This is a genomic window from Flavobacterium sp. CFS9 (genome assembly GCF_041154745.1).
GTDB lineage: Bacteria > Bacteroidota > Bacteroidia > Flavobacteriales > Flavobacteriaceae > Flavobacterium.
In genome coordinates, this window is the sequence record NZ_AP031573.1 from 967,783 (window position 1) to 984,857 (window position 17,075).

The 17,075-nt window shown below is 38.3% G+C and carries 8 protein-coding genes; 1 reads left to right on the top strand and 7 read right to left on the bottom strand.

Annotated features, from left to right (window positions below):
* Positions 1-108: 108 nt before the first annotated feature.
* Positions 109-1,419, bottom strand: a complete 1,311-nt coding sequence (locus tag ACAM30_RS04220; protein WP_369617371.1) for a S28 family serine protease — start codon at positions 1,417-1,419, stop codon at positions 109-111.
* Between the two features lie 179 nt (positions 1,420-1,598).
* Between ACAM30_RS04220 and ACAM30_RS04225 the strand changes: the two genes are divergently transcribed.
* The gene (locus tag ACAM30_RS04225) at positions 1,599-2,819 is read left to right on the top strand and encodes a M24 family metallopeptidase (RefSeq protein ID WP_369617372.1); all 1,221 of its coding nucleotides are present in this window, start codon (positions 1,599-1,601) and stop codon (positions 2,817-2,819) included.
* Between the two features lie 75 nt (positions 2,820-2,894).
* Here the strand turns inward: ACAM30_RS04225 and ACAM30_RS04230 are convergent, their stop codons facing one another.
* The 6 genes from ACAM30_RS04230 to ACAM30_RS04255 all read right to left on the bottom strand — a co-directional run bounded on the left by ACAM30_RS04230 (position 2,895) and on the right by ACAM30_RS04255 (position 17,061).
* Positions 2,895-6,743 (bottom strand): M43 family zinc metalloprotease, encoded by a 3,849-nt coding sequence (locus ACAM30_RS04230; protein ID WP_369617373.1) that lies wholly within the window; start codon positions 6,741-6,743, stop codon positions 2,895-2,897.
* Positions 6,744-7,152: 409 nt separating this feature from the next.
* On the bottom strand, positions 7,153-8,610 hold the full coding sequence (locus tag ACAM30_RS04235; protein WP_369617374.1) for a SusD/RagB family nutrient-binding outer membrane lipoprotein: 1,458 nt from the start codon (positions 8,608-8,610) through the stop codon (positions 7,153-7,155).
* Positions 8,611-8,621: 11 nt separating this feature from the next.
* On the bottom strand, positions 8,622-11,828 hold the full coding sequence (locus ACAM30_RS04240) for a SusC/RagA family TonB-linked outer membrane protein (RefSeq protein WP_369617375.1): 3,207 nt from the start codon (positions 11,826-11,828) through the stop codon (positions 8,622-8,624).
* A gap of 532 nt (positions 11,829-12,360) precedes the next feature.
* Entirely contained in the window at positions 12,361-14,523 is a 2,163-nt protein-coding gene (locus tag ACAM30_RS04245) for a DPP IV N-terminal domain-containing protein (RefSeq protein ID WP_369617376.1), read from the bottom strand.
* A gap of 3 nt (positions 14,524-14,526) precedes the next feature.
* Positions 14,527-15,822 carry an aminopeptidase P family protein gene (locus ACAM30_RS04250; RefSeq protein ID WP_369617377.1) on the bottom strand — a complete coding sequence of 432 codons (1,296 nt, stop codon included), beginning with the start codon at positions 15,820-15,822 and terminating at the stop codon, positions 14,527-14,529.
* A 3-nt stretch (positions 15,823-15,825) separates the two neighbouring features.
* The gene (locus ACAM30_RS04255) at positions 15,826-17,061 is read right to left on the bottom strand and encodes an NAD(P)/FAD-dependent oxidoreductase (protein WP_369617378.1); all 1,236 of its coding nucleotides are present in this window, start codon (positions 17,059-17,061) and stop codon (positions 15,826-15,828) included.
* Positions 17,062-17,075: the final 14 nt, after the last annotated feature.

Sequence of the window (17,075 nt, forward strand, 5' to 3'; positions counted from 1 at the left end):
TTATCTACATAGCTTTGCGAACTTTGCGTTTGTACAGCATCTAAAATTAAAAATCCTGGCGTACTTTGCGGTTAAACTAACAAGAACGCCCCATCACAACTTTTCTTTTTAATTTATTTCAGCTTTATCATTAGGTGTTTTTAAATCGAGCCATCTTGACAATGTTTCCATGATTCGCTTCTTATCGCTCTCCGGAAAATCTTTTACTCTCGTAGTATGACTTCCTCCAGGGAGAACCATTTTTAACGCATCCAATTTGGAATCAGGTGCTGGAGCACAAGAATACCAGGTGTCATAACCACCGTAGATGTACAAAATTTTGCTTCCTTTGTTTTCTACATATTTTCGCACTTCTTTGATGTATTTTGGATTGTATTTGATCACTACTCCTTTAGGCGCAAATCGATCATTGGAAGTACTTTTTACCACTTGAAGCAAATCGGCAACCGGAGAAAAATCAAAACCATAGTATCCCAATTCTTTTAAATGCTGGTAATAAGACGGCAGATAATGAAAATACATCTTATCATTATAAGTTCTCACACCTGAAACCTCATCCAAATAAGCAAACAATTCTTTCGGGCTTGCCGTTACTGCCGGGATAGCCTCGCATTTCCCTCCCCATTGCCAGAAAGAAAAAGGGAATTCTAAAACCGCATATTCTAATGCTTCAGCAAGAGGCACTTCTGTAAAAGTCATTTTCTTCTCTTCTGCATATTGTTTGAACTCCTTTAAAACAGCTACTCTGTTTTCTAAAACCGCTCTCTGAAAGGCTGTAATTTTATCCCTGCATTCTGCCGTCCCCACTATTTTAGTATGCTCTACTGTTCGGGGATCTTCCTGCGTATTAATTAGCGGAGCAACATAAGGCATGGCCACATCAACATCATTTGGATATTTTGATTTGTAAATCAAAGCTGTTTCTCCGCCTTTGCTTATTCCGGTCGAAATCCATTTTCCGGTGTACAGCTGTTTCAGTTTTGTCACAAGATCATGGTAATCCGCAATGGCCTGATCATTTGTTAAATATTCCCATGGAAGCGGTTCCGGTCGTGACTTTCCGTAGAATCGGTATTCGACTGCAATCTGATTTGCGTTTAACAATTTACTCACCTCGCTTTTGATATTATTGGTATTGTAACCATGAGTTTCAATCACCGTAGGATTATTAAAATTCAGATGCGAGAGGTAAACATAATGCTTGAAAGTTCCTTTCTGCGGGTTTTTATGATCTAAAGGTTCGTCTAAAATCAATTGATAGGATTCTGCATAACCTTCTAAATTTTCTATTGTAGTGATTTCGGCTTTCGGAAACAATACCGTGAGCTTCTGGTACAAATCTGATTTACCCTGTGCTGATACAAAATACGAACTCAGAACAACCCCCAGAACCAATACTAAACGCTGTATACTTTTCATTTTTTAAGTTTTAATTGATCTTTTAAAAATACAGGCATTGCAATCCAAAATCCAATAGTATATTACCCTTAAATTATTCTATTTTATCTACTTTAAGTTAAAATAACACTATCCCAAAATATTGGCTTATTTTTAATCCAGAAAAACAACAAAAAACTATTAACCTTAAAACAACAAATATGACCATTGGAGTTGGCGGATCTAACGCAATTGCAGAATTAGAAAAAATACAAAACATGACCCTGAATGTAAAGCCCATTCAGCCGGAGGAATATCAAATGCGTATTCAGAAGGCAGTGTCGCTTATGAAAACAGCAGGATTTAAGTCCTTATTCGTGAACGCAGGAACCAATTTATACTACTTCACCGGAACTAAATGGAATCCTTCTGAAAGAATGGTTGGCGCCTTACTATTTGAAGACGGCAGTCTGGAATATATTGTTCCAAAATTTGAAGAAGGTACTTTCAGAAAATTCATGAAAATTGAAGGCCATTTGAATTGCTGGGAGGAACATGAATCGCCTTCTGTTTTATTTGGAAAAATACTTCAGGAGAAAGGTGTCAATAGCGGTAAAATTGCACTGGACGAATCTGCGGGTTATTTTTTAGCAGATGCTATTGTAAAAGCCAATCCAAATTATGAATTCGAAAATTCTCAATCCGTTACAACCGGTTGTCGTATACAGAAGTCAGCAAATGAAATTGCCATCATCCAACAAGCCAAAGAAATTACAATGGTGGTTCAGCGTGCCGCAGCACGTATTTTGTATCCGGGTATAAAAGCCGAAACGGTTGTCGATTTCATCAATCAGGCACATATTAAAGCGGGAATTTCTTCGGGATCTTACTTTTGTATTGTACTCTTTGCCGATGACTCTCAATATCCACATGGGGTTACCACTCCTCAGGATTTAAAAGATAATGATGTTGTACTTATTGACACTGGCTGTCGTCTTGAAGGCTATCTGTCCGATATCACCCGAACTTATGTGTACGGAACTCCAACGGAAGCACACATCAAAATCTGGAATTTAGAAAAGGCTGCACAAAAAGCCGCTTTTGACGCTGCACAACTAGGAGCAACTTGTGGTTCTGTCGATGATGCCGCACGCAAAGTAATTGCAGCAGGCGGTTTGAGTGCCGATTACGAATTGCCGGGCTTACCTCATCGCGTTGGCCACGGAACGGGACTGGATATTCACGAACACCCCTATTTAGTAAGAGGCAATCCTACTATTCTGCAAGAAGGAATGGTGGTTAGTAACGAACCTATGCTTTGTATTCCGGGTCAATTTGGAATTCGTCATGAAGATCATTTTTACATGACGGCTGAAGGTCCAAAATGGTTCACGACTCCAATGCACAGTATTGACAATCCATTTGGCATTGACGTCAATTAAACTGAATTTAATTTTAAAAGCATAAAAAAAGGGAAACAATATCGTTTCCCTTTTCTTCTTTACAAACCAAATTATTTATTTAACCAATAACTTTTTCGTATCTGTGAAGCTTCCATCTGTAGCTACCACTATATAAACTCCTTTTCTAAGACGGTTTACCGGATAAGAAACTGTGTTTTTTACAACATCAACAACATTTCCTGTAGTGTCGTAGATGGTGATTTTAATATCCGTCAGGTTTAAATTAGCGAAGTTAAAATTAACCACATCTGAAGCCGGATTAGGATACATCGTAAATGATTTCGTAAAATCAGTCTGATCTGCTCCTGCACTTCCATTTTGCAAATCAATAGTCAACGGAGCGCTCCAGTTACTTGTGTCAGTTGCATTTTTCGCTCTAACTCTAAACTGATAAACCGTTTGCGTACCTTGTTTCGGAATCCATAAATAATAAGTCGTTGAAGTTCCGAAAGTGGTCCAGCCTGTAGTAGCATTGTTCAACTGTACTTCATAACTTGTTGCATTCGCCACTGTGCCCCATGAAGCATAAAATCCTGATGAATATACTCCTGAATTTCCAATATTTGTCGGTGTTGGCAAAGTTGTCGGATTAGGTGCTGTACCCGCAACAACTGTATAATCTTCTACATCACCATCTCCAATGTTTCCACAAGCTGATGGGTTCGAATAATATTTCATTACAATACGCATTCTGGTTGTTCCGGTAAATGCAACTGGCGTAAAACTGCCTGTCGCTGTTCCGGTAGAAGAGATTCCGTCAATCACTTTTTCAGAAGCATCAAAAACATTGTTTTTATTGTAATCGATCCAAACTCCCCAATATTCTAAATAAGATCCGCCTGAAAAACCTGCCGCCAGACTAACACTTGTAGCTGTACCCGGAGTTACGGTTATAGTTTTAGAAGTAAGGTTCGCATAACCGCCTGCATCTTTACCGGATGTATTGGTAAAACTTCCAATAGTTACTGAATTGATGTATTCGTAATTATTATTCCCCTGAGCAGTACAATACGCTGATCCTGCCGTAAGAGTGGCTGTAACCTCATTAGAATAGGCTGAGTAAATACTATTTGCTTTTGCACGTACTCTGTATTTATAAGTACTTCCGGCTGTCAAACCTGTGTTGGTATAAGTAACTGCTGTACTTGCTAATGTTGTAATCTCGGCAAAAACGTTATCAGCTCCTGCTCTTTCTACTACAATGTTTGTCGCATTAGTTGCGTTGTTTACCCATGTCAATTGTGCTTGCAAACTGGTGTTGTTCACTGTAGCTGTCAGACTTGTAGGTGCCAAAACGGTTACAGATGCCTGAGTTCCGGCCTGAATGGATTCGTTTGGCTTTGTATTGTAAGCATAGTCCAAAACGGAATAACCAACTCCACCTGCTTCTACTTTAACATGCATCCACCCGTAGCAAGTACGCCCTCTGCTTTTATATTCAAAACCGATATAACCTGTTTGATTGTCCCAAGCTGTATAACTTGCCGTTCTTAAATCTAACTGATCCGGATATGCCGCTCCAGGGGTTACAAAATTACTTGAGGCACCAATTGTAGTTCCCTCTGTAATTAAACTAATGTTACGTGTACCTGCAGGTCCAACCAGTCTTTTGCCATAAGTTTCTACTTTTAAAGCTGCAGCAGCAAACTGCCACGCTCCATACTCCGTATTGTCTCCGATTCCTAAATCAAAATATTGCCAGGTTTGGACTGCTGAAGCTACATAATCAGGATTGTTTACATAGAAAACTCCATAAGGTGCATCAAATTTCAAATTGATTGTTTTTGATGCCATATCAAGAGTTGCAATTCCTCCTGTGATTGCAGCATCTTTGAAGGTAATCGTCACAGCAGCATCATTTGCAGGAAGATGTGCGGTTGCTTTTCCGGTAAAGGAAACCACTACTTTATTATTTCCCTGAAGTGTCAATACAGCTGTTAATCCCGAAGGAACTCCTGTAATCGTATAATCAGTTCCCGCAGTTAAGGTTCCTGTGCTTTTCGTAAAAGTTCCGTTGTTAGTCGATAACGAAATTGTACTGGTAGTAGTAACACCACCGTCATTTGCCTCTGCTTCATAGAGTATACTTTCTGATAAAACAACGGCCGTTTTGTTAGTTACACCGGTATAAATAGGTGCATTAGGTTGTGTATTATAGGCATATTCAGAAATGGTGTAACCGTCTCCATTTGCCGCAACACTTATTTTGAACCAGCCATAGCAAGGCAATCCATCGATTTTGTATTCAAAACCTACATATCCGGATTTTCCATCCCAGGCGGTATAACTCGCAGTTCTAAGATCTAATTGATTTGGGTATGCTCCCGGAACGGTCATATTACTTGTCGGACCAACTGCAGTGTTTTGAGCTAATAAGGTAATGTTTCGGCTGCCGCTCTCGCAAGTTAATCTTTTGCCGTACGTTTCAATTTTTAATGCATTAGCTGCATAACGCCACCCTCCGAATGAAGTGTCGTCTCCTTTTGCAATATCAAAAAACTTCCATGTCAAATTTGAAGAGATGTTAATATCCGGCATGTCTACAAAGAAGATTCCATAAGGATCTGTAAATCTTAAATTGTAAAACAGAGCAGTACAAGACAATCCTGTGGTTCCTCCTGTAAATGCCGCAGGCAAGAATGTAATTCCGGCAGTTGTATTTTGCGCTGCCGCATGATTTGTTGCTTTTCCTGAAAGTGTTACCGTCACCTGACCATTTGAATTTACAGTAACAACTGGTGTGATTCCGGCTGGAAAAGTATGTGTAAAATGGGTTCCTGCTGCTAAAGTTCCTGAACTTAGTGCAAAAGTTTTTCCTCCGCTTAAGGTTACCACTGAGGCTGTATCGAAAGATCCATCATTAATAACAGCTTCTTTAAAAGTAGTTCCGGTTGCCACTAAACTGCTTTCCGTTGTGTTCACTCCGGTATCAATTAAGTTTTGTGGCTGCCAGAGTGTTATTCTTGCCGGATGCTGTAAAGCTGCCAGCATTCTGTCAATCTGACCCTGGGTGTACATTTTATAACAGCCTTGTGCGCCATTGTACCCCATGTAGTTTTCAATATTTACTTTGTCTCCAGTACAATTGGTTCCCGGTGTACAGGCCAGGGTATGCTGTCCGTCTTCTGCAGGGGTGTCGGCAACTTCATCTGTGCCGGAGCAGCCTCCTTCAAAAGTGTGAATCAGGTTTAAGAAATGTCCAAATTCATGTGTAAGGGTTGCTGAAAATTCTTTGCTGTAGGAGTTGTCATAAAGGTAAGCTCCGTTAAAAACCACACGTGCTGTGTTATTGGCTGTCATACCTGAATCAGGATACCACGCAACCCCTGAGTTGTTAAAAACTCCTTCGTTATACAAATCGTTCTGAATATAAACGTTCATATATTTTTTATTGTCCCAGGCATCGGCAGCAATCTGATCGTCGTAGCCACCGCCATTTCCGTAACCGTTTTTGGCCGCATGGAAAACAACTCCTGTGGTACATCCACCATTAGGGTCTTTTTTTGCCAGTTTAAATTCGATGTTTAGTGTTCCTCTTCTCGCTTGAAAAAAGGGTTCAACTGTTTGATAGTCGGCATTCCTGCCATTAAAATCGTCATTTAGTTGAGCCAGATGATTGACGATTTTTTCGTAGGTAATGGTTTTTCCGCTTTGCACGTCTCCATAAATATGGAAAACCACGGGGATAACATAAGTAGGTGTTGCTGCTGTTTTTGAAGTTTTGCTTTTACGCTGGAGGGTAAATGTTTTGGTAAAGGCTTCAAAATCTTTTTTTTCCTGAAGTGATTTGGGGCTATTCCGATACACTTTGGCGTTTTCTTCTGTCGTCCGGCAAGGAAGTCCCTGCGCGCTCATTTTCCCTATCGAAAAAACGAGCATTAATACTAGTAGTTTTGTTTTCATTTTTTTTGGGTTAATTTGTTGCCACCAAAATTACCAGCATAGCTTCTATTTTATTGATACTATGTTATTTAAAAATAATATATAATTAACAACTTTTTAACTTTAAAAAAACACATAATTAAAAAATAAACCAAATAAACAGCGCATTCACAAACAAAATAGAGTATTTATTAAACAAAACCAAGACTTCGACTTCGCTCAGTCTGACTATATAGCTCTATAAGCGAAACCAGAACTTCGACTTCGCTCAGTCTGACATTGTGATTCAAAATAAAAATTGGACTTTGCTCAGTCTGACCATGCGGTTCAAAATAAAGACCAGGCTTTGCTCAGTCGGGCAGTAGGATTAAACAAAAAAAACCGGAACCTAATTAAAGGCCCCGGTTAAAAACAGGAAAACTAATTCAAATTAAAATTTATCCCAGAAAATTTTTGTAGTCATTAAATCTCCTCCTATGGCAGCAGAGGCCGCTTCATAATTTTCTTTATTTAAGGTTTTATCAAAAAGAGAGTAAATATTACGAACCGGTACTTTTCCTTTCGCTGCATCAACAGCAGTTGAAGGAGCTACCAATACAGGGAAATCTAACCTTCTGTATTCTGTCCAGGCTTCAAATCCTCTGTTGTAATAAGCGATCCAAAGCTGGTAGGCGATTTTTTCTTTAGTCGTTCCGGCAGCGGTTGCAAAGTCAACATCTGTTCTGTTTACATAAGTTTGTACATCGGCATTCGCAACTCCCCAAAAGTTCATGCTCGCCAAAATTCCTTTTTTATAATATTCTTCCGGAGTTCCTCCTACGCTAAATCCTCTGTTTGCAGCATCCGCCAAAAGGAAACAGGTTTCGGTGTAATCAAAAATTACTCCCGGATTTGTTCTCTCTTTCAATCTTGATCCCATGTTTGAAAAATCGCCATAACTTACTTGTTTGGCATAAGGAGCTCCTTTATAGCTACCGCCTTTTTTAGAGCTTGGATTAAAGAATATATCACGTCTAGGATCACTTTTTCCATTTAACTCATTCACAAAATATTCAGTCGGAATGGTTTGACTTTCGTTTACCAGAGTATCATACAACGGATTCATATCAACAAGTGATGAAAAATACTGAAACAATGCGGTTTCATCTTCATTGGTCATTACTCCTGAATTGTAAGCACTTTCTACTATTGCTTTTGCTTTGGCAGGCTCAATATCAGCAAGGTGTAATCCTAGTTTCAATTTCACACTATTGGCTAATGTTTTCCATTTTGCTACATCGCCTTTGTAAATTAAATCAGCTTTACCAAAGCTCTCTTTACTGCCGTCCATAGCTGCAATAGCCGTATCTAATCTCGCAGCCAGATCTAAATAAATGGTTTTGGCATCATCGTATTTAGGATAAGGATACAGATTGATATCCAAAGCTTCACTGTAAGGTACATTCCCAAATAAATCTACAAGTGCCTGATAAGCCATCACAATCTGAACGTCAAGTATTGCGATTTTGTTTTTTTTAATGGCTGTATCAACAGCCCCTAAAGCTTCTTTGCTCTTTATGGCTTTTTGAGCGTTTACCAAATCCTGCAAAACGTCTCTGTATAATAAAGTTGACAGGGAACTTCCTAAATTCCTTCTCTCCATATTGTAGTTTACCTCATCTGTATAAGTTGTGGTAGACCAATATTGAGCATATCCTCTAAAATTGTTACTGTTTACCGAAGCATTGGTCAGAAAGTAAGCATAATTTACCTGTGCATTGGTCATGAGTGCCCCCGGCAAAATAGTGGTATACGCTTTTTTATCCTGATTTAAATCTTCTAAGTTATCACAAGAGGCTACTGAAAGTAAAATGGCTCCTGCAAAAAATATCGTTTTTACTATTTTCATTTTTTTTGTTTTTAGAATTGAACTTTCATATTAAAGTTATACTCTTTTGATGTAGGCAAAACTCCGGTTTGAAAGCCCTGAAGGTTTCCTGAAGAAAGTCCCGCTTCCGGATCAGCATAAGGTAAATTTTTATGAATGATCCATAAGTTGCTCCCATTAACTGACAAAATCATATTGGTGATAAAAGTCTTTGCAAGGAATTTTGATGGCAATCTGTAGCTTAATCCTAACTCACGTAATTTCACATAAGAAGCATCGTAAACATATTGCTGTTCCGGCATGGAATTATAAAAAGAATATCCATTTGCTCCTTCTACACTTACAATTTTGTCGTTTGGAGTTCCGTCTGCCTTAACACCTGCCAACAAAACACCTCCTCCATTTGCCAGCGGCTCTCTTTGCGGAACACCTAAATGGTTGTTGGAAACTGTACTTTCGTAAATACCTGTAGTATGTCCGTAACGTTGATCTAATGAGTAAACATCTCCGCCTTTTTTCACATCAATCAGGAAGTTCAATGAGAAATTTTTATAGGTAATTACGTTATTCAAACCACCAATCCAGTCCGGATTTATATCTCCGATTGTAGCTCCGGCAGTTTGCTGATATCTTCCGTTTGAACGAATTACTTTTTCTCCGTTTAAATAGGTAAATCCTGAACCTATCAGCTGTCCAATTGGTTTTCCAACCTCAGCAACATATCCAACTCCCTGGAAAGATCCTAACGAAATTCTGTCAGCTCCTCCTAATGAAATCACTTCATTTTTATTGGTAGACCAGTTAACTTTTGCTTCCCAGCTGAAATTTGCTGTCTTCACCGGAATTACAGACAAGGTTACCTCATATCCTTTATTCTGAACATCCCCTCCGTTTATCCAGGCTCTGGTGTATCCGGTTTGTGTAGGTGTTTCAACTGAAAGAATCTGATTGGTTGTATTGCTTTTGTAGTAAGAGAAATCAAGACCTACACGATTATTGAACAATTTAAGTTCTATACCAGCTTCAAGACCTTTGGTCAGCTCACTTTTTAAATTAGCATTACTTTTATTGTTTTCTGTAGAGAAACGAATTCCGTCAGGTCCAAAATTATCACCTTTAGGATAAGTTGATGCAATTACAGCAAACGGAGCATCATTACCTGTTTCTGCATAATTCAAACGCAGTTTTCCAAAAGACAACCAATTTGTTTTAATATGATTACTAAAAATATAAGTTCCTGTAATCGAAGGATACGTATAAGTACTATTGCTTGATGGTAACGTAGAAGACTTGTCTACACGATAACTTCCTTCTAAGAAATAAGTTTCCATAAAATTGAAACTTGCATTAGCATAAACACTGTTTGTTCCGATGGTCACTTCTGACTCACCAGGGCTGTTGATTTTATCAATAGAATTACTCAAAGCATAAATCCCAGGCACTACCAGTCCGCCATTTGTTGCTGCAAAAATTGATTTACTCACTGAACGTCTTGAATTAGCTCCAAGCATTCCGTTGAACTTAATTCCGTCTGTAATATTCGTTTTAAAGTTCATGATTAAATCGAAGTTGATCTCTCTGAACGTTTTATCAAATCTGGTATACTGTCCAAGTGCATTTGGTGTTCTCTTTGATCCCACGGCAATGCGCTCCTCCTGTAACTGACTATAGGTATCTACAGCACCTTTACCTGTAATATCAAACCAATCGGTGATTTGTGTATTCAAAGCAAAATTTCCAAAAAAACGATCACGATTTAAAGTATTGTAGTTGTTATATCTTTGAAAATACGGGTTGTCATGAAACTGAATCGTTAAATCATTTGGTCCGCCAACACTCCAGGTTGTATTTTCTCCTGTAAGGTTATAAGCATCTTTTAAATCCTGAAAATCTACACTTGTAGAATACCATTGTCTGATACTGCTCAAATAGTTATTTCCACCGTCACCATAACCAGTTTCATTCATTCCTTTCGCATTTGCTTTTAAATAATTCGCAGATGCCGAAATTTTAGTTTTAGGCAGAATGTTATAGGTTCCTGAAAAGTTGAAATTGTCTTTACGGTTGTTACTGTTTGGCAAAATTCCCTGATTCATGTTATAGTTTGTATAACCAAATCTGAAATCTCCTTTTTCACCTGATCCGGTAAAAGCAATATTATTAATGAACGTTAAGCTCTTTTGGTAAAAATCATTTGGATTTTTCTTTACTGCCGTCCAAGGAGTCGCTTTTCCATAACCCGGTAACTCAGGATAGAAAGAACTCCAGTTGTACACTAACAAATTAGGATCAAATTTAGGTCCCCATGATGCATCATCAGTAGCAGCATACGGATGTACTCCACTACCTAAATCTACTGTTCCATAGAAATCACCATATCCTCCACCGTATTGATTTTGATACTCCGGTAACGTTTTTTTATCGACTACACCAACGGTAACTCCGGAGCTAAAACTTACACCTAAACCTCCTTTAGATTTACTTCCTTTTTTTAAAGTTACAAGGATTACCCCATTTGAAGCTCTTGAACCATACAGCGCCGAAGCCGCAGCTCCTTTTAGTACGTTCATCGTCTCGATATCGTCAGGATTGATATCCGAAGCGGCATTTCCGTAATCGTATCCTCCTGTGTTACCTCCGCTTTTCTGATCGGCACTATTGGTATTGTCATTATTCAACGGAATACCATCTACAATCCATAAAGCCTGATTGTTTCCCGTCAAAGAAGTAGTACCACGAATCACGACATTCGTTGAACCTCCAATATTGTTGTTACGTCTGATTTGTACACCGGCAATTTTACCTGAAATCGCATTGGCTACGTTACCATTGTTTACTTTAGTCAGATCTTCTCCTTTAATCTCCTGAGTGGCATATCCTAAAGATTTCTTTTCTCTTTTTAACCCCAGAGCGGTAACGACAATTTCCTGCAGCTGCTCTGAAGCAGGGGATAAAGAAACGTTGGCAGTGTTCCCTGTAACGGTTACCTCTACAGCCTTCATCCCGATATAATTAAAGATTAAAACAGCGTTTTGACTTGTCTTTATAGAATACTTACCGTCAAAATCAGTTTGAGCTCCTGTTTTTGTTCCTTTGATCAATACACTCGCACCCGGCAAAGGCAGCCCTGCATTATCTGAAACAATTCCCGATACAACCCGCTCTTGTGCGAGCGCAAATTGTGCTAGCAGTACAAAAAAAAGTACTACCGTTTTTCTTTGAAAAAACTTGAATTTCATAAAAAGGTTTTATAATTAGTATTGGCAAATGTTTTGCTTTTTTGATAATTTTTATGATAATATATTATCGCAAAAACCTATTATATTACCCTTTTGTTACACATTTAATATTTTACATGTATTATCTTACCCTTTCAAATTCGTGCAACATATGTATTTATTTTCTTACTTTTAATATCTTTAGCTTCTAAATAAACTTCAAAACACTAAAGAGAGTGTTAAAAAATCCAATAAAAAAATTCCAAATCCCAAACGTTCATCGAAGTTTGGAATTTGGAATTCAAAATTTGAGATTTTGATATTAAACTATTTCACTCCCGGAGGATATTTTTCTTCAATAAATTTTATCAAAATATAGATTAAAGATTTTCAGCTTTCTTCGTCTTCATTATTTGTTGCGTTTTTTTGATTCCGAATAAGCAGCTCCAAAACACGAAAGAGAGTGCTAAAATTCCAATAAAAAAATTCCAAATCCCAAACGTTCATCGAAGTTTGGAATTTGGAATTTAAAATTTGAGATTTTGATATTAAACTATTTTGCTCCCGGAGGACATTTTTCTTCAATAAATTTTATAAAAGTATCCACTAAATGTTTTCGGGTTCCTTCGCCTTCATGAATGCTGTGGGTACGATTTGGGTAGATCATTAAATTAAAAACTTTGTCGTATTTTATCAGTTCATCAATCAAAACTTCTGCATTTTTATAATGCACATTATCGTCGCCGGTTCCGTGAATGTAAAGCAGATTTCCTTTTAAGTTCTTTGCGTGTGTTACAGGTGAAGCCTGAATGTAAGCAGCTTCACTCTCATCCGGCAATCCCATATAACGTTCGGTATAAATATTATCGTAAAAATGCTGATCGGTCACTGCGGCAATCGCTACACCGGTTTTGTATATTTCCGGATATTGAAACATCAGGTTCAAAGTTACAGCTCCGCCTCCGCTCCATCCGTGTATGGCTACTCTGTTGTTATCAATAAAGTTCCATTTCAGTACTTCTTTAGCGGCCATTGCCTGATCGCGGGTATTGATGATTCCGATATTTTTGTAGATTGATTTTCTCCATTTTCTTCCTTTCAAAACCGGAGTTCCTCTGTTGTCCATGGCAATTCCAATGTATCCCTTCGGAATTAACAGATCAATAAATCCATTAAAGTAAGGCATGTCATTCGCTACCGAAGCCATTGGCTCACCGTAAACGTAAAAGAATACGGGATATTTTTTTGTTGGATCAAAATCAAGCGGTTTTGCCATGATTCCATCGATCTCTACTCCGTCAACCGTGGTTACTTTGAATTTCTCTAAAGAAAAGTCACGTTTTGGTTTTGTAAAAACATCAGCCTCTTTTGGCAGTATTTTTTTATGATCGGAAAGTGAAACTAAACGCACATTAAAATCACGATTGACATTAGAATTGGTGTGTTTGGCATACGATCCGTCTGTCGAAAACTCATATTCATTGGTTCCTTCAAATACTTCAGGAGTTATTCTTTTGGTTTTAAGCGAATTAATATTCGTCTCATACAAATAACGCTGCGTAGCATCTTTTGGACTTGCGATATAATAAATGGATTTGGTCTTGTCATTATAAGCTTTAAAATAGGCATCGAAATTTCCTGTTGTGATCAGTTCTTTCTTTTTTCCGTCACGGCTTATTTTGTACACATGCATCCAGCCATCGGCATCCGAGCTCCATAAAAAAGATTTGCCATTGTCTACAAACTGACAAGGAAAACCATCGTATACGCCAGACGAAATATCAAAAACATCAATCCATTCTGCTGATTTTTCCTGATACACCAAAGTTGCTTTCCCGGATTGTGTATTGCAATTGTAAATCGAAACCTGATTTTGATTTCGGTTTAATTGTATGGCCATTACCTCATCTTTAGCTACCCATTCCATACGAACCAAATAATTATTATCCGGTTCTCCGGGAATATCAAGCCAATTGGTTTTTAAAGAAGCAATATCAATAACTCCAATTTTTACAGCAGAGGGTTTTTCTCCAGCTTTAGGATATTCTACCGGAATTACGAATGGGTATAAAGCATCGGTATTGTTAATCATTAAGTGAAACTTTGTCTTCGAAGCGTCTACACGCCAAAAAGCAATACTTTTACCATCAGGACTCCAGCGAAATCCGTCACGCGCTGCCAATTCTTCTTCGTAAACCCAGTCAAAAGTTCCGTTAATTACCTTATCGGTTCCGTCTGTTGTTAAAGCGGTAATCTTAGCTGATGCCAGATTTTCAAGGTAAATATTGTGTTTTGAAACGTAAGCTACATTTTCGTTATCTGCTGAAAACTTAGCAAACATTAGGGAAGACTCTTCTAAGTTGATACCCAGTTTTCTTCCTTTTCCGGTGGTTAAGTCAAAAAACCAATAGTCGCCTCTGGTATTGGCTCTCCACACTTTTTTTGAGTTGGTATACACCAGAACTCTGGTTTTATTCTGATTCCAGACTAATTCTTCCACTTCTCCGTTAAAACCTGCCGCTGATAACTGCTGCTGGGTTAAAACAGTGGTACTCTGATTGAGTTTATCCACATCATATACCTGAATGTTGTTTTCGGAATTTACCCAAAACGAATGTGAATTGGGCAGCCATTTTAATTCGTTTATATCGATATCTTTTTGAGCCAAAATGCTCGAGCAAACAAAAAGAAGCAATAGGAAGTGTTTTTTAATCATGGTTTATTTGGTATTTAATAGCTGTTCTATTTCTTCAATTTCAATAGGCATATCTTCGGTTAAATTGATGTTTCCGTCTTCGGTTAACAAATAATCATTTTCCAGTCGACAGCCGATTCCTTCTTCCCGAATATAAATTCCGGGCTCGCAGGTCAACACCATTCCTTTTTCAAAAGGTTTGGAATACAATCCTACATCATGAACATCCAGTCCCACAAAATGAGCCGTTCCGTGCATGAAGTATTTTTTGTACACCGGATTTTCAGGATCTTGTGCTTCAATTTCTTCTAAAGTTATCAGACCTAATTTTACCAGCTCGGTTTCCACCAGGCTTGCCATCTGTAATTCGTAATCTTTAGATAAAACTCCCGGTTTTAAAAATTTAGATCCTTCTTTCAAACAATGTAAAACCGATTGGTAAACTTCTTTCTGACGAGCAGAAAATTTTCCGTTTATCGGAAGACAGCGCGTAGTGTCAGAATTGTAATTGCCATAACAAACCCCAAAATCGACCAAAAGCATATCGCCGTCCTGACAAACCGAATCATTGGTATTGTAATGTAAGACACAGGCATTCTTACCCGAAGCTATAATAGGTTTGAAAGCATGGCGATTTCCTCCGTTTCTGATATAATGGTACGCCAATTCAGCCTCCAGTTCGTATTCTTTTACATTGGGTTTTACCGCTTTTATCAATGCTTTGAATCCTTCGATACTTATTGCCACCGCTTTTCGGATCAAAGCAATTTCTTCTGCTGATTTTACCGGACGCAGTTCTCTTGTTATTTTGGCCACACGCTCGTATTGATGCAGTGGATATTTTTGTTTGCACCACTGAATCATTCGATCCTGACGGGTATTCATTTCCGAAGTTATTCTTTTAATGTGCTCGTTGTGCCCCAGATAAATGGTATCGGCCTCAAAGGCAAATAGCTGTAGGGCTTTTTCAAATTCGTGCAGCCATTTTACATTTTTAATTCCGGAAAGCGCCGTAACTTTTTCTTTGGTCAGGAAATCTCCGTCCCAGATTAACGTATGTTCACTGACTTCTTTTACAAATAAAATTGCTCTGTTTTCTTCTTTAAAAGCATCGGGATAAAGTACCAAAATGGTTTCGTCCTGCTCAATTCCGGACAGATAAAACAAATCATTATTTTGTGCAAAACCCATGACATCATCTGTATTATTGGGCATCACATCGTTTGAAGCAAGAATTGCCAAACTGTTAGTCTGCATTTTTTCGACAAACCTCTTACGGTTATTTTCAAATAAAGAAGCCGGAATTGAATCGTATCTCATAGTTTATAATTGAAACATTTTAGTGTCAACAGAAATTGTTTTGCCTGAAATAATCTCTGTGATTATCTTTCCGGTTGCCGGTGCAAGGCTTAAGCCCATCATCGCATGTCCGGTGGCGAAAGTCAAATTTACAACTTTTTTGGCACGGGTAATGATTGGCATTCCGGAAGGTGTACAAGGTCTGAAACCAAACCAGGTATCCTTGTTTTCAGGCATTCCTACCTGCATTTCGGGATAAAATTCATTGATACTGTTTATGATTCCCTGCAATCTGTTCTTATTAATTTTGGTATCTCCGGTGTGGGTAATTTCCATAGTTCCCCCAAAACGAATATCATTGTTCATAGGGGTTACAGCTACTTTTCCTTCGCATAAAATCGAAGGAATGGAAGGTTTATGATCCTGATCCTTCAATGTGAAACTGTATCCTTTTCCCGGTAAAATAGAAACTGAAATTCCCAGTTTTTTAGCCAGTGAAGGGCTCCACGAACCGGCTGCCAGTACCACTTCATCTGTGGCAAATGTACCTTTGTCGGTTACTACTTTTGTAATTTTATGATGATCGAAAGTAAAATCCTGTACTGTTGTACCGGAATGAATTTCTACTTTTAAGCGCTTTAATTCTTCTTTGATAAACTGCATGAATTTTTGTGGGTACAAATGAGCATCGCCTTTGTAGTGTATCCCACCTAAAATATCGGTTTTAGTACCGTTCTCCAATTTTGCAACAGCTGCCGCAGAAAGGTAATCTACTTTTAAACCCAATTTTTCGGCTTCTCGTCCTTCATGAAACATTTCATGGGCCACTTTATCGGTTTTGTACAACATTAGAAGTCCTTTTTCTTCGTAGAAAAAAGAATTGTTTTCTTTCGCAAAATCCTGATATAATTCTTTACTCAACAATGACAAATCACGCAATGCAGGCATCGCATTTGCAACGTGTTTCTCATTGGCATGTTTGTAAAACTGCAGCCCCCATTTCATCAGATTGGCATCTAATCTCGGTTTTACATAAAACGGACTCTGACTGTCGAACATCCATTTGATTCCCTGAGCAATCATACCGGGCTGTGCCAGCGGAATAATATGCGAAGGAACAATCATACCGGCATTTCCATAAGAACAGCCATCATCCATAGGAGACTGATCAAAAATGGTTACCTCATATCCTTCTTTAGCCAGATAATAAGCGGTACACAAACCTATTATACCTCCTCCAATTATACTTACTCTTTTCATTTCTACGGAATTAA